Consider the following 13,560-nt stretch of genomic DNA (forward strand, 5'->3'; position numbering starts at 1 on the left):
TAGAATTTAACTTATCAACGTGATGACGAATACCTCATCACGATTAAAATCTATATCGTCTATTTCACCGTTGAACGCGATCCAGTATAAATTCCCGTCATACCTGTATTCCACAATACCATCAAATTCATGGAATGTAATACGCTCGTCCGCCTCCGCGACCGGATTTTCTCTTGTCGCGTCATGTACAAGGTAGATTTTGCCGGCGCCGCTGTCATACAGGATATCATCTATCACGATTTCTTCCGTACCACCCTGCACCACTCTGATAAAAGCATCTTCTTTATTCTGACAGTGCTCCATAAACTCGTAATACAGATAATCATTGTGCACCATTGCGCCTATTACAAAACACATATCCATCTGTGCCTGCCATTTGTCATAGTTTTCTCCCAGCGTTCTGATGTCCTCATACGGCTGGGTAACCGGGTTTTGATAGAAAAAATCCAGTTCAGAAACCGCTTCCTGATTCTCTGCGGCGGATGAATCTTCCGGCTCTTCCACATCCTGATCACTGCTTGGCTCATGGGGCCGCTCCTCCACCGACAAGTCCCCTTCCGACACGCCGTCGAAGGTGAGGAACAGCCGCTCTCCCTCTTGGCGGGTGACCCGGCCCTGGCCGATGGTCCTCTGCGCCCGGTCCTGGAGGGTGACCAGCACCTCCCCCTCCTCCAGCTCCAGGCCGTAGGTCTGGCCCGGCTTCAGCAGGACGCTGCCGTCCGCCGCCTGTACCGTCTCGGTACTGCCGTTGTACTCCAGAACAATGGAGCAGACATCCCGGCCGCTGTTGTTGACCACTACCAGGTCGGCATGTTCTCCCCCGCAGCAGCCGGACAGCGTCAGGCACAGCAGGGCTCCGATTGACATAATAACAATTTTCATTGCACTTCCTCCAAACGTCTCAGTCCAGCGGCACGGTACAGGTCTCCCACTCCCCCATCCCGGTGTCGTAATGAACCACCACCTCATCCTCCGACCACTTGATCTCATAAAAGCCATGGTGGAAGGGCCACGAGTCGTGGGCCGCGTAGGTCACGCCGGTCCGGCGGAGCAGGCAGGGGCCGGCGGGCAGATAGAACTGCCCCCAGCAGTCGAACAGCCAGCTCTCGTGCCGGACCACCAGCCCCACCTCCCCGTCGGGGTCATAAATCGGGTAATATGTGGGATTGGTATAGAAGTAAAACGAGAAAAACAGGACCGTCAGCAGAAGCAGCCCCTCCGCCGCCAGGACAAAAATCAGAAAAACAGCCCGCTCCCAGCCCCTTGTGAAAGCCACAATGGCCCCATCTCCCCAGACCACCAGGGCCAGCAGGAAAATGGAAATCAGGGTCCACGTGATTGTTCCGTCGTCCACCTGGCCAAACACCAGCGTATACCCCCTGCCGCTGACCACGCACATCAGGAATACACCGACGGCGCACACCGCCAGCAGGGTCCAGATTCCCCGCTGAAACCGCTTCCAACTCATAGCAGCCTCGGTCCTCCCAGGAATATGATGTGCGCAAACAGCCACAGGGCAGCCAATACCCCGGCCAGAACCGCCAGCGCCTGAATCACAAGTTTACATAAGGCTTTCAAAAACGTCCTTCCCTTCCCTCTCATGTCTCCTCCTCCCCGTCGGGCACAAACTCCAGAATATCCCCCGGCTGGCAGTCCAGGGCCTTGCAGATGGCCTCCAGAGTGGAAAACCGCACCGCCCTGGCCTTGTTGTTCTTCAAAATGGACAGGTTTGCCATAGTTATGTCAACCTTCTGGGCCAGCTCCCCCAGGGACATCTTCCGTTTGGCCATCATCACGTCCAGGTTTACCATAATCGCCACAGGCACACCCCCTAAATGGTCAGGTCCTGGTCCTCCTTCAGCTCCGCCGCCTGACGGAACAGGGCGGACATCACCTGAAAGAGCAGACCGGCCATCAAAAACGCGGGGATGAACAGGGTGTTGTAGGTGAACAGCGGAGCGGGACTTCTTTCCATGAACAGCCAGAGGATCAGCCGCACCAGCGCAGCCCCGGAAATAATCCAGCAGCAAATTGCCGCCCGATTCAGTGCTTGGGCATTGCGGAGCTGAAAAGGGGTTCCTTCCAGCATGGTGTCCAGCACCTTCTTGGCCTGCCACAAAATGACAGCGGTACACACACCGCAGAACAGCAGAAAGATCGTCAGCACAACCGCATGGGGATTTTCGGCAAAAACCCAAACGTCCGGCGACCAGCACCACGCAAAAACAATCAGCAGACGCACTGGCAGCTCCAGCGGGTCCTCATAGGGTGTTAGGTTCATCCACTCTCCCTGCATCAGCACCATACCAGGTATAAAGAAAAGTACAGCGAGGTTGCAGAAAAATACTATTATCACCATGGCCCGCAGGACTCGGGCCAGCTTTTGGACGGCAGTCCTTTCCATGGAAAAAACCTCCTTTCGGTTGGCCCTATCCTAGCACGCCAAAAACTGTTTGTCAATATATTTTTATCGTTTTTCGATAAAACGAAGAGGAAAGAAAAGGCCCCTTTTTGAAAGGGGCTCCGCCCAAAGGGCGGTGGGGATTGTATTTTGCGAAGCAAAATATACGAAGTAAACCAAGTCTTGCAAAACCTCGTTTGCTTCGCATATTTCGCCTGCGGCGAAATACAATCCTCCGCCCCCTTCGGGGGCACCTCCTTTCAAAAGGAGGCTCTTTTGCGCTTCTCTGTCAGGCTCCGTTTTTGGCAAAGTGGTCGCACCAGGGGCGCAGGGTGCAGCTCTGGCACTGGGGTCTCCGGGCGATGCACACCGCCCGGCCGTGGAGGACCATCCGGTGGCAGAAGTCGTTGGACTCCTCCGGGGGCAGGACGGCCCGCAGCTGAGTCTCCACCTTGGCGGGGTCCTTGGTGCCGTCGGTGAGGCCCAGCAGGCCGGTGATGCGGATACAGTGGGTGTCGGCCACCACCACGCCGGGGGTGTGGTACACATCCCCCAGGATGAGATTGGCCGTCTTCCGCCCCACGCCGGGCAGCTTCAGCAGGTCCTCCATGGTGTTTGGGACTTTGCCCCCGTAATCCCGGAGCAGCATCTGGGAGGCCAAAACAATGTCCTTGGCCTTGGCCCGGAAAAAGCCGGTGGAGTGAATGTACTCTTCCACCTCAGAAATATCCGCCTCCGCCAGAGCCTCCAGGGTGGGGAACTGGGCATACAGAGCCGGGGTCACCTTATTCACCCGCTCGTCGGTACACTGGGCGGCCAGACGGACGGAAAACAGCAGTTCATAGTCCTTTTTATATTCCAGAGAGCAGATGCCATCCGGGTAAAGGACTTTCAACTCCTCCACAATGGCACGAATCTCTTCCGGGGTTTTGTTCATAGTGGGTCACCTCTCGTTTATAATGGGGCAGACGGCCGCAGGCCGCCTCTACAATATACCATATCCCTCTCAAAATTTCGACCCTTTTCCGCAAAAATACCTTGTCTTTTTTCCTCCAATCCGCTATGATGGGCAGCGAGGTGAAGGTCCATGCAAAGTCTGTTCCGCTGTCCCCTGTGCGCCGCCCCTCTGGAGCGGGAGGAAAACCGCTGGCTCTGTCCCAACCGGCACAGCTTTGACAAAGCCGCCGCCGGGTATGTCCACCTGCTCCCCGCCAACAAAAAGCATTCCAAAAATCCCGGGGATGACAAGGCTATGGTGGCCGCCCGGGCGGCATTTCTGGACAAGGGGTACTACACCCCTCTGCGAGATGCACTGTGCCAAGCGGTCACGGAGTACGTGGTCAACCTTTCCAATCCTGTCTTGGTGGACAGCGGCTGCGGCGAGGGTTACTACACCGCCAGGCTGTTTCGGGCGCTGACAGAGGCCGGGCATAGCCCCCGGATTGCAGGGATTGACCTGTCCAGGGCCGCACTGCGCCGTGCGGCCAAGCGGGTCCCGGAGGGGGAGTTCGCCGTGGCCTCTGTGTACCATCTGCCCATCCCGGACCAATCAGCGGACGTGCTGGTCAATATCTTCTCCCCCTTGGCTACAGAGGAATTCGCCCGGGTACTCCGTCCCGGCGGGCTGTTCTGCTATGCGGTTCCCTCAGCAAGGCACCTGTGGGAAATGAAGCAGGTTTTGTACCGGGAGCCCTATGAAAATCCGGTAAAGCGGGAAAATTATCCCGGCTTCACCTGGATTGGCGTAAAGGAAATTCGCTTCACAGCTGATTTTGCGGATCGTGGGGACATTATGGCCCTGTTTGGCATGACCCCTTATGTCTGGAAAACCCCAAAGGAAGGAGTCCGGCGGTTGGAGGAGCTGGACCGGCTGAGGTGTCAGATCGGGTTTGATTTGCACCTCTATCTTCAAAGCACTGCATATAGTTAACCAGTAGAAGATAAGAAGAGCCGCCAACTGGCGGCTCTTCTTATCTTGCAAGGAATTTCACTTTACGCCGTTAACACGCTCAGATACTTCTCAACCCGGATGCCGTTGTTCCGTTCCGCCACATCCTGTTCCATGAAAATCAGCCGCTCCAGCAGGTCCACCGCCCGCTCCACCGCCTGGGGCAATGATTTCCCCTCCAACAGCTGGCCAGTGAGCAGGGAGGTAAAAATATCTCCGGTCCCGGGGAAATGTGCCTTGATAAAGCGGTAGGGAACTGTGAAGTACTCCTCTGTCCCCCCGTCAAATCCCCAGACCACATGACGCCCGCTTTCCTCCTCACGTCCGCTGGTAATAACCACCGACTTGGGGCCGCAGGTTCTCAGGCCGTCCAGCACCTGACAAGTTTCTTCCCTTGTCAGGGTTTCCCGGCCCAGATGCAGTCCGGTGAGGAACTCCCCCTCTGTCAGATTGGGGACGATTACATCCGCCGCCCCGATAAAGCGGCGCATATTTTCCACCGTCTCCTGAGTGGAACCGTTGTAGAGCTTGCCGCCGTCCCCCATAATGGGGTCGGTGACCACCAGAAGGCCCTCCTTGCGCTGACTGTCGATAAAGTCCCGGAGCAAATCCACCTGATCCGCTGAAGCCAGAAAGCCGGTGGTGATGCAGTCAAACTGAAATCCCAGCGTCTTCCAGACCTGGATGGTCTCCCTGATATACTGGGTGGTGTCCATCAAGGCAAACTTACCATAGTCAAAGTTGTTGGACACCAAAGCGGTGGGCAGATTGTAAATGCTGTGGCCCATATTGGACAGGATGGGCAGCAGGGCCGCCATCCCAATCTTCCCACAGCCGGGCATATCGCCAACAATCAGCACATTTTTACTGTTTTCCATAAATTTTACCTCTTTTATCGCTTATTGAAGAATATTGAGCTGCCGGTAGGCTCTCAGCCGTTCCAGCAGTCCGTCATTCGGGAGCTCTCCGCACTGCTTCAAAAACAAAATATCGCTTTCTACCCGCTCCGCCTCCTGGTGGGTAAGTATCATATCCTCCGGACTTTGCGGGCCGCCGCCGGATTGCAGTTCCCAATACTTCTTTTTATCCTCTGGATAGCGGGCACAGGCCTTCTCCAAATCGTCCACAGCCTGAAAATAGTCCTTTTGTGCTGTTTTTTTGCCCGGTACAGCTTCAAAGTATCCAGTGCCATCTTCCTGCTCCAGCGGGGCCAGCAGCTTCTCCCTGACATATCTGTCTAACTCTATGCTGTCCATTGATGTCTCCTCCCAAATTTGCTCCCAACAGTTACACCTGCAAAAACTCCAGCACAACCGGATTAAACGCCTGCCAGTTCCGCCGGGCTACAAAGTGGTCGCCGGGAAGGATGGACAGCCTGCTGTTTGGAATTGACCGGGCAATCAGCCGGGTATGTCTGTCTCGGATCATGTCCCTCTCCCCCGCCACAACCAATGTGGGCATAGTTAATGCGGACAGGGACGCCGGTTTGATGTGGGGCTGGGTGGTCATCAGGTCCAGCAGTTCCCACTTGGGCTGAGCTTTTTTATCAAACCGGCGGATTATCTGAAGCAGTCCCCACCCCAGGACAATGGGAATCTGGGTGGACAGCTTTACTCCTGAAGGGGACAAATCAGCCCCGTTGAGGATCAGCTTTTCCACATAATCCGGGTATTTCAGGGCAAAGAGCACAGCTATGTTCCCTCCGTCGGAGAAGCCCAACAGGTGACAGCGCCTAATCTCCCGGTTGTCCAGAAAATCCTTCAAATCCTCAGCAAACTGTTCCAGCGTAAAGGGGGCAGTCCCTCTGGGAGACTGTCCGTGACCCCGGGTATCCAACGCAATCACCTGATACTGCTGAGAAAAGGGTTCCATTTGCCGCTTGAAGTAGGTGTGGTCCTCCCCGTTGCCGTGGAGCATCACCAAAGGAAAGCCCTGTCCCGCAATGGTATAGTTAAGATGAATATCCATTTACTGCCTCCTGGTTACCACTCATCATCCGCCTCAAAGCCATTGTAATAAGCAACAAATTTTTGGATAATAATTTCTTTTGAATTGACAAATTCTCCCTCAATTCCACCGTTTTTCAAACTAGTGATCCACTCCTCATCCACCATACAGCCCACATCCATATTGATGCCGTACTTGGCCCGTTCCAAAAGCGGCACATCGGCTATATCTCCAATGCAATAGAGGTATCCGCACAGCAGCCGGATATACTCTGAACTGCCCTCTTGAAAGTCCTCTATTTCCTTTTCTATCAGGTTTCGAATCTCATCCTTTGGAATTGAGGCAAATTGAAACCCGTATTTGCGAATTAACGCTTCTGCTCTCTGCTCGTTTGTCATGGTTCTTTCCCCACCCGTTCCCAAAATTCCTCGGCGCTGACGCTGGCCAGCCAGCGTTTGCAGTCCCCGGTCTGGCCGGGCTCAAAGTGGCAGGCGGCGGCGTAATCGCAGAAACGGCAGGCATTTTTCTCCGGTCCCCGCCAGAAGGGGTCGGCGGCAATGTTGCCTCCAGCCAGCTCCTTGCAGATATCCTCCAGCACCCGCTGAACGTGCTTGCCCAGCTTGCCCAGCTGCTCGGCAGAGGCCAGGGCCTCACCGGTGATCTGTCCGGTGGATTTGCTCACCCGCAGAGGCAGAAAGCGGTATCCGCCTTCGCCCTGCTCCTCCATGGCGTCCAGCACCTTTCTGTCATTTACTACCAGCCCTCTGCGTTTCAGCTCTGTGTCCACCTTTTTGCGCAGCTCCTCACCGCTCATGGCCCGGCTTCCCCGGATCACGGCCTCCCGGGCCGGGAGGTAGAGCACCCCGGCCCCCTCCACAGGCAGTCCGTAGAGGGCCTGCCCCTTCTCCTCCAAGGTAAAGAGGTAGAGCAGCATTTGCAGTCCCAGGCCGTTCCACACCTCGGTGAGGTCAAAGGTCTTGCGGCCCGTCTTGTAGTCCACCACCCGCAGATTGAGCCGGCCATCATCAACCCAGCCGTCCACCCGGTCCACAAAGCCGGTGATGCTGATGGTAATTCCATTGCAGGTGAGCTCCACCGGGGGCAGAGCAGGGGGCTCACCCTCCTTTCCCCTCCCAAAGCCCAATTCAAAGGAGATGGGCTTGAATTGGGAATTCAACAGCTCCTCCGCCACATTGTCCACTACCGCCTGGACAGAACGGAGCAGACGGCGGAAGAGATACTGGAACCGGGGGGTCTGGCCCTCCAGCCCTCCCAGCTCCTCCGCCACATAGCGGTCCACCGCCTCTTTTGTCAGGCGGCGCAGCTTCTTTTTCCGAACGTCATCCTCCTCACCCATGCCTGGGATAGCAGTTTGGGAAAACATCTCATCTTTCAGCACATACTCCAGCACATAGTGGACAAACGTGCCGTACTCAGGAGCTGTAAAGCCAGCTGGCTTGCGGGGCTCCGCCTCCAGGCCGTAGCGCATAAAGTAGGAAAAATGGCAGGATTTATACTTGTCCATGCGGGAGGCGGACATGGCCACCTGCTTTCCGTACAGCCGGTTTACCGCCTGTCGGGACAGCCGTCCCCGCTCCCAGGCGGCGGCCCGGTCCAGACGGGCCACCTGCTCCTCAAAGCCTGGCAGGCGCTCCAGCGCCCGGCGGACAGTCCGGTCCCGGCCCGCCTGTTCCAGGGCTGGCAGAAGGGCCTCCAGGCGGAAGGCTCCCTTCAAGTCCCCCTCCCGAACCAGCTTCACATCAGAAAACAGCAGTTTCAGGCGGTCCACCAGAAAGCTGGCCCGGCGCTCCTCCCCTCCCGGTCCCTGGACGGGCCAGGTTACCGCCAGCTTCTGGCTGGGCTGGGCACAGATCTGATAAATCGTGGTCATCTCCCGGTAGAGCAGATCCCGCTGAGATTGGGCCAGCTCCAGGCCGTAGGCGGATAACAGGGCCCGGTCGTCGTCAGACAGCAGGCCGGGAGCTGTCCCCACCTGGGGCAGTGAGGCGTCGTCCGCCCCCAAAAGGAAGAGAACCTTCACCCGATGACCGGTTTGACGGGTGGTCTCCCCCGCCGTCACCCGGTCCAGAGAGACAGGAATGGTGCCCACGTCATACTGGGAGAGCACCAGCCGAAAGAGCAGGGCAAACTCCTCCAGCTCCATGGAAATATCCCCCAGAAGACGGGCACACTGCTCCAGTCCGCCGCACAGAATATCCCACAGCTGCCGGTACTCCTCCGCCAAGGCGGGCTGGCCCCGCTGAATCAGCAGCTCCACCCGCTCCTCCAGCCGGTCAGGCAGGCCGATCTCCTCCAAAAAGGTGTAAAGGGAAATCGCCTGTCCCCTTCCCGTCCGATCTGGATTCTTCCGTAAAATCTCCAGCGGAGCGCTTACCCGCCGCCGGGCACTGTCCACCCGGGTCAGCAGGTCCCTGTCCTCCTGTGACAGCTTCAAGCCGTAGCCCTTTGGGTGCCAGGACCAATCTTTGGCCTGAGTCCAGCGGCTGCCCTTTATATCCCATTTCAGGACGTAGTTCTCTAATAAATCCACATCCTCCTGGGACAGGTCGGTGAGGCCGGTTTTTAAGTAACGGAAGACGTCGTCATAGCGGTATCCCCCGGCTGTGGTGTCCAGAGCGGCGGTAACCAGGGCCAGCACAGGCTTTTCCAAAATATCTGTCATAGCGGAGGAAAACACCGGCACCCCGTACCGTCCAAAGACGGACTCTGTCAGATCCCGGTATGCGCCGTAGTTCCGGGCCACCACGCCCATGTCCCGGAAGCGGTACCCCTCCTCCCGGACCAGCCGCAAAATGCGGGCGGCAGTCCACTCCACCTCCCCCCGGGGCGTTGCGGCCTGAAACAGCTCCACCGCCCCGCCGCACGGGATGGGCTGGGGAGTATCTTCCGCAAAAACGGCCCGCTCCAGATGGGCCAACGGCTTTGCCTTTCCAGGTGCATCTGTGACAAGGCATTCCACTTTATACGAAATTCGTTCCTCATTGGCCAGCCGCAGGAGGGTATTGGCAGTCCGCCGGGCCGGGGAAAATATTCCGGCTCCTCCCTCGTCCTCCTCCAGATGGTTGCAGGTAAGGGTGACGGTCATGGACTCCGACTGGGCCATCAGCAGCCGCAGCAGCTCCCCCTGCTGGCGGGTAAAGTCGGTAAAGCCGTCCAGCCACAGGTCCTTCCCTCTGGCCCAGCCGCAGGCCCGGAGCTTGTCCGCCGCCCGGGTCAGACGGTCACGGGGGTCCAGGGCTGTCTGGGCGGTAAGGGCCTCATACTCACCGAAGATGAGCCCCAGATCCCGCAGCTTGCCGCCCTCGGGGCCGGAGGCCTCCTCCCCTGCCTGAATCAAGGTAGCCGGCGGGACACAGCAGCTTTTCAGCTCGTCCGCCGTGGCCAGCAGTGAGGTGAGAAAGGCGGGCCGTTTGGAGGGACGGCCATAGACAGTCAGCTTGGAGGAGGCGTTCTGTACCGCCCGGTACATCAGCAGAAGACGGCCTCCCGGCTCCAGCTCCTCCTCTCCCAGCCCCCCGGCCGACTGGAAAATGCGGTTGGCCAGACGGCTGAAAGACAGCACCTCGGCATACAGGCTGGCCTGGGGACCGCCCACGGCGCACAGCGCTCGCTCCGTCTCGTGGGACTGCTGCTCCGGCACCAGCAGCACCTGGGGCCGCTTCTGGCCCGACTGGCACAGACGCTCCAGCACCGCGGTAGTCTTGCCGGTTCCAGCCCGGCCTAACAGCAGTTTGAACATAGGGTATGCCTCCTTTTCGCCCTCGCCCGGCGGCTTTCCTTTCCTGTATAATCAGAACATTGACTATCAGAAAGGACCCGAAGATCTTTTGCGCAAAACTTTGTTTAGCTTCCATAAAAAATGGGCCGTGCCGGTCATTGGCACGGCCCGCTTGGCTGAGCTTAGTTAGGGCTGATGGTATAGTTGGGCGCTTCCTTGGTGATGTAGATATCGTGGGGGTGGGACTCCTTCAGTCCGGCGGCAGTAATCTGCATAAACTGGGCCTTGGACTGAAGCTCACTGATGGTATGGCAGCCGGTGTAGCCCATGCCGGCCCGCAGACCGCCCATAAGCTGGTAGATAGTCTCGCCCACCCCTCCCTTGTAGGGGACGCGGCCCTCCACCCCCTCGGGGACCAGCTTCTTGTTGGACTCCTGGAAGTAACGGTCCTTGGAGCCCTTGTTCATAGCGGCCAGAGAGCCCATGCCCCGGTAGACCTTGAACTGGCGGCCCTGGAAAATCTCGGTGTCGCCGGGGGACTCCTCGCACCCGGCCAGCAGGGAGCCCAGCATAACCACGTCGCCGCCGGCGGCAATGGCCTTGGCGATATCACCGGAGAATTTCACTCCGCCGTCGGCAATGATGGGAATGTCGTACTCGGCGGCCACACGGGCGGCGTCGTAGATGGCGGTAATCTGGGGCACGCCAATACCGGCCACCACTCGGGTGGTGCAGATGGAGCCGGGGCCAATACCGATTTTCACGCAGTCGGCCCCCGCCTCAATGAGGGCCTTGCAGCCGTCGGCGGTAGCCACGTTGCCGGCGATCAGCTGGACATCCGGGTACAGGGCTTTCACCCTCTTGACCGTCTCCAGCACGTTCTGGGTATGGCCGTGGGCGGAGTCCAGAGCCAGCACGTCGGCCCCCGCGTCGGTGAGGGCGGCCACACGGTCCAGCACGTCGGAGGTGGCACCGATAGCGGCGCCCACCAGCAGGCGGCCTTTCTCGTCCCTGGCGGAGTTGGGATAGACCTCCGCCTTTTCAATGTCCTTGATGGTAATCAGGCCCTTGAGCCGGCCTTCCTCATCCACAATGGGCAGCTTTTCGATTTTGTGCTGGCGGAGAATCTCCCTGGCCTGGGCCAGGGTGGTACCCTCGGGGGCGGTGACCAGGTGGTCCTTGGTCATGACATTGTCAATGAGCTGGTTCATATCCGTCTCAAACTTCATGTCACGGTTGGTGATGATACCAATCAGCTTTCCGCCGTCACAGATGGGCACGCCGGAGATACGGAACTTGGCCATCAGCTCGTCGGCCTCCGCAAGGGTGTGGCCGGGAGCCAGCCAGAAGGGGTTGGTGATTACGCCGTTTTCCGACCGCTTCACCATGTCCACCTGCTCGGCCTGCTGGCTGATGGACATATTCTTGTGGATGATGCCAATTCCTCCCTCCCGGGCGATTGCAATGGCCATACGGTACTCGGTCACCGTGTCCATGGCCGCGCTCATAAGGGGGATATTTAAATGTATCTTCTTTGTCAGCCGGGTTCTCAGGTCGATGTCGGCGGGCAGCACGTCGCTGGCCGCAGGGATGAGCAGTACGTCGTCAAAGGTGAGGCCCTGCTTCACAAACTTCTGGGCGGCGTCTTGATTCACCATAGTTCCACGTCTCCTTTTCGATATTTTATCTATTGTACCTTGCGCCTTGGGGCTTGTCAAGGTGGAATTTACACTCCATAGCGGATTAAAAATCCAAACACAATGATCACCAGCACACCGCCAATTCGTATGCCTTTTCTCAGTTCATCGTGATTTCGCCAATCCACAGCTTCCGGCCATACAGGGTTTATTGCAAAGAGTAATCCGACCAAAATCCAGCCTATGTTATGGAATATACCCATCTTTACAATCTGTCCAAGCACAAACGCGCAAACTACGATGACAAACGAAATACGGATTTGTGCTTTGAATGACAGCTTCTTCATCATAATCTCCTTTTCTTTTTAAACCGGCGTCTCCCCAAAGTACAGCGCCGCCTCAAACCGGGGCTTGCCCTCCTTGTCAATCCCCCGGACAAACCGGCTGTCCCCCAGGCCGCTGGTCTGGATGGTGAGCACCTCCCCGGGGCGGCACTCAGCCAGATAGCCGATCTGCATCTCGGCCAGGAAGCGGTCCTCGGACAGGCGCTCCATGCCCACGGCGTCGCAGGCGAAGTCGGCGTAGCGGGTGTTGTTCACGTGGCCGTTCAAATCGCAGTCACTGTAGCGCATGGGGCGGCGTTCCGCCTCCCGCAGGTCGCCGGGCTGGCGGAGCTTGGCCAGGGTCATGGTCTTGCACAGGGTTCCGCCGCCGGTGCCCTCCAGCTCGGGGATGGCGCTCAGGCGCATCAGCTTGTGGCTGTTCACATCGGCCAGCACCCAGGCGGACACCGATTCCCCGATAGGCTGGCCGTTGGCCAGGATGTCGTAGTCCCGGTACATGATGGCCCCTCTGCCCCCCCGGTGCCAGGTGCGGACGGTGAGCTTATCCTCATATCTCAAGGGCCGGGACAGCCGGTACCAGGACCGGGCCAGCATCCAGAAGGCCCCGTACCGCTCCACCAGCGTCTCCCGGGAGAAGCCGCCGTCCTCCGCCGCCAAAGTGGCGGCGTTTTGCAGGTGGTTCAGCAGAGCAGACGCCTTGCACTGGCCCCGGCCGTCTACGTCCAGGCCGTTTAAACGGATTTCATACTCAAAAAACATACTCATTTTTCCTTGCCTCGAATCATAATTGAAGTTTTGCAGCACAGATCGTCAATGTCGTCAGCGGTGGCGGCGGGAAGGCGGTATTTGCCGCCGCAGTCCTGACAGTACAGCTCCACTGCACTGAAATGGACGTCAAACCCCCACCGCTTGCTGCCGCAGGTGCAGGAGATGCCCCCCCGGGCGGCGATATCCCGCAGCTCAGACAGCACCTCCTCCATGACGATCTCGTCCAGAAAGGCCCCGGTTTCGGCGGCGTCCTCCCCCAGCTTGTCCACCGCCTGCTCCAGCCGGGCGGTGGCGGCGTACACTGGGCCCTCCTCCCCCACGTAGCAGCAGTCCAGCCCGGAGGCGGCGCAGGAGAAGGCCAGCGCCTTCTCCCGGATGAAGGCCTGGGAGGAGCAGGACACCGTATGCTCCCGCCCGCAGAACAGGCAGGGCACCGTCAGCTGCACCCGGTTGGGCTTGAACTCCACCCCCAGCTCCGACTTGCCGCAGGGGCACTTGATGTGGGCCGGGGCCGCCGCCAGGGAGAACAGGTCCCGCTCCACAATCACCGACTGGGCGCAGTGGGGGCAGATGTAGGACAAAAACCGCTTCGTCTCTTGTACCATGTTCGGGTCGCTCCTTTGGCGTTTTCTCATGGGTATATTATAGCGCAGTTTTTGGGAAAAAACAAGACGGAAGGAGCGCCCCTGCGGGGCGCTCCTCAGCCTGTCGAAAAGAGGCCTGTCTGTCTTCATTACCAGACAGGCCACAAAGTTAATGAGGGATAAAATGTAGGA

General features: G+C 58.2%; 15 protein-coding genes. 1 reads left to right on the plus strand and 14 read right to left on the minus strand.

What is annotated here, in order from left to right:
• Positions 1-6 precede the first annotated feature (6 nt).
• The 5 genes from NFS22_RS17820 to nth form a co-directional block, all read right to left on the minus strand.
• Entirely contained in the window at positions 7-882 is an 876-nt protein-coding gene (locus NFS22_RS17820; RefSeq protein ID WP_251319047.1) for a hypothetical protein, read from the minus strand.
• A 19-nt stretch (positions 883-901) separates the two neighbouring features.
• The gene (locus NFS22_RS17825) at positions 902-1,468 is read right to left on the minus strand and encodes a hypothetical protein (RefSeq protein ID WP_251319048.1); all 567 of its coding nucleotides are present in this window, start codon (positions 1,466-1,468) and stop codon (positions 902-904) included.
• A 130-nt stretch (positions 1,469-1,598) separates the two neighbouring features.
• Positions 1,599-1,820: a helix-turn-helix domain-containing protein gene (locus NFS22_RS17830; protein WP_251319049.1), complete on the minus strand. Its 222-nt coding sequence runs from the start codon at positions 1,818-1,820 to the stop codon at positions 1,599-1,601.
• An 11-nt stretch (positions 1,821-1,831) separates the two neighbouring features.
• Entirely contained in the window at positions 1,832-2,404 is a 573-nt protein-coding gene (locus NFS22_RS17835) for a DUF2975 domain-containing protein (protein ID WP_251319050.1), read from the minus strand.
• Between the two features lie 286 nt (positions 2,405-2,690).
• Positions 2,691-3,338 carry an endonuclease III gene (gene nth / locus NFS22_RS17840; RefSeq protein WP_251319051.1) on the minus strand — a complete coding sequence of 216 codons (648 nt, stop codon included), beginning with the start codon at positions 3,336-3,338 and terminating at the stop codon, positions 2,691-2,693.
• Between the two features lie 150 nt (positions 3,339-3,488).
• Here nth and NFS22_RS17845 point away from each other — a divergent pair, with 150 nt between their 5' ends.
• A complete protein-coding gene (locus tag NFS22_RS17845; RefSeq protein ID WP_251319053.1) occupies positions 3,489-4,331 on the plus strand; it encodes a putative RNA methyltransferase in 843 nt (280 codons plus the stop codon).
• A 62-nt stretch (positions 4,332-4,393) separates the two neighbouring features.
• On the opposite strand, the gene NFS22_RS17850 is transcribed toward NFS22_RS17845, so the two are convergent.
• From NFS22_RS17850 to NFS22_RS17890, 9 genes are all read right to left on the minus strand, one after another.
• Positions 4,394-5,227: a pyridoxamine kinase gene (locus tag NFS22_RS17850; protein ID WP_251319054.1), complete on the minus strand. Its 834-nt coding sequence runs from the start codon at positions 5,225-5,227 to the stop codon at positions 4,394-4,396.
• A 21-nt stretch (positions 5,228-5,248) separates the two neighbouring features.
• The gene (locus NFS22_RS17855; protein ID WP_251319055.1) at positions 5,249-5,605 is read right to left on the minus strand and encodes a hypothetical protein; all 357 of its coding nucleotides are present in this window, start codon (positions 5,603-5,605) and stop codon (positions 5,249-5,251) included.
• Positions 5,606-5,636: 31 nt separating this feature from the next.
• On the minus strand, positions 5,637-6,317 hold the full coding sequence (locus NFS22_RS17860; RefSeq protein ID WP_251319056.1) for an alpha/beta fold hydrolase: 681 nt from the start codon (positions 6,315-6,317) through the stop codon (positions 5,637-5,639).
• A 14-nt stretch (positions 6,318-6,331) separates the two neighbouring features.
• A complete protein-coding gene (locus NFS22_RS17865) occupies positions 6,332-6,694 on the minus strand; it encodes a hypothetical protein (protein WP_251319057.1) in 363 nt (120 codons plus the stop codon).
• Positions 6,691-10,056 (minus strand): PD-(D/E)XK nuclease family protein, encoded by a 3,366-nt coding sequence (locus tag NFS22_RS17870; protein ID WP_251319058.1) that lies wholly within the window; start codon positions 10,054-10,056, stop codon positions 6,691-6,693. The genes NFS22_RS17865 and NFS22_RS17870 overlap by 4 nt, the downstream gene beginning before the upstream one ends.
• A 161-nt stretch (positions 10,057-10,217) precedes the next feature.
• Entirely contained in the window at positions 10,218-11,693 is a 1,476-nt protein-coding gene (gene guaB, locus NFS22_RS17875) for an IMP dehydrogenase (protein WP_251319060.1), read from the minus strand.
• A 68-nt stretch (positions 11,694-11,761) separates the two neighbouring features.
• Complete coding sequence (locus NFS22_RS17880) at positions 11,762-12,022, minus strand: hypothetical protein (protein WP_251319061.1); 261 nt, start codon at positions 12,020-12,022, stop codon at positions 11,762-11,764.
• Between the two features lie 15 nt (positions 12,023-12,037).
• A complete protein-coding gene (locus tag NFS22_RS17885; RefSeq protein WP_251319063.1) occupies positions 12,038-12,781 on the minus strand; it encodes an acyl-[acyl-carrier-protein] thioesterase in 744 nt (247 codons plus the stop codon).
• Positions 12,778-13,389 (minus strand): hypothetical protein, encoded by a 612-nt coding sequence (locus tag NFS22_RS17890; RefSeq protein WP_251319064.1) that lies wholly within the window; start codon positions 13,387-13,389, stop codon positions 12,778-12,780. The genes NFS22_RS17885 and NFS22_RS17890 overlap by 4 nt, the downstream gene beginning before the upstream one ends.
• Positions 13,390-13,560 lie beyond the last annotated feature (171 nt).

It is taken from the genome of Flintibacter muris (assembly GCF_943192995.1).
Classification (GTDB): Bacteria; Bacillota; Clostridia; order Oscillospirales; family Oscillospiraceae; genus Lawsonibacter; species Lawsonibacter muris.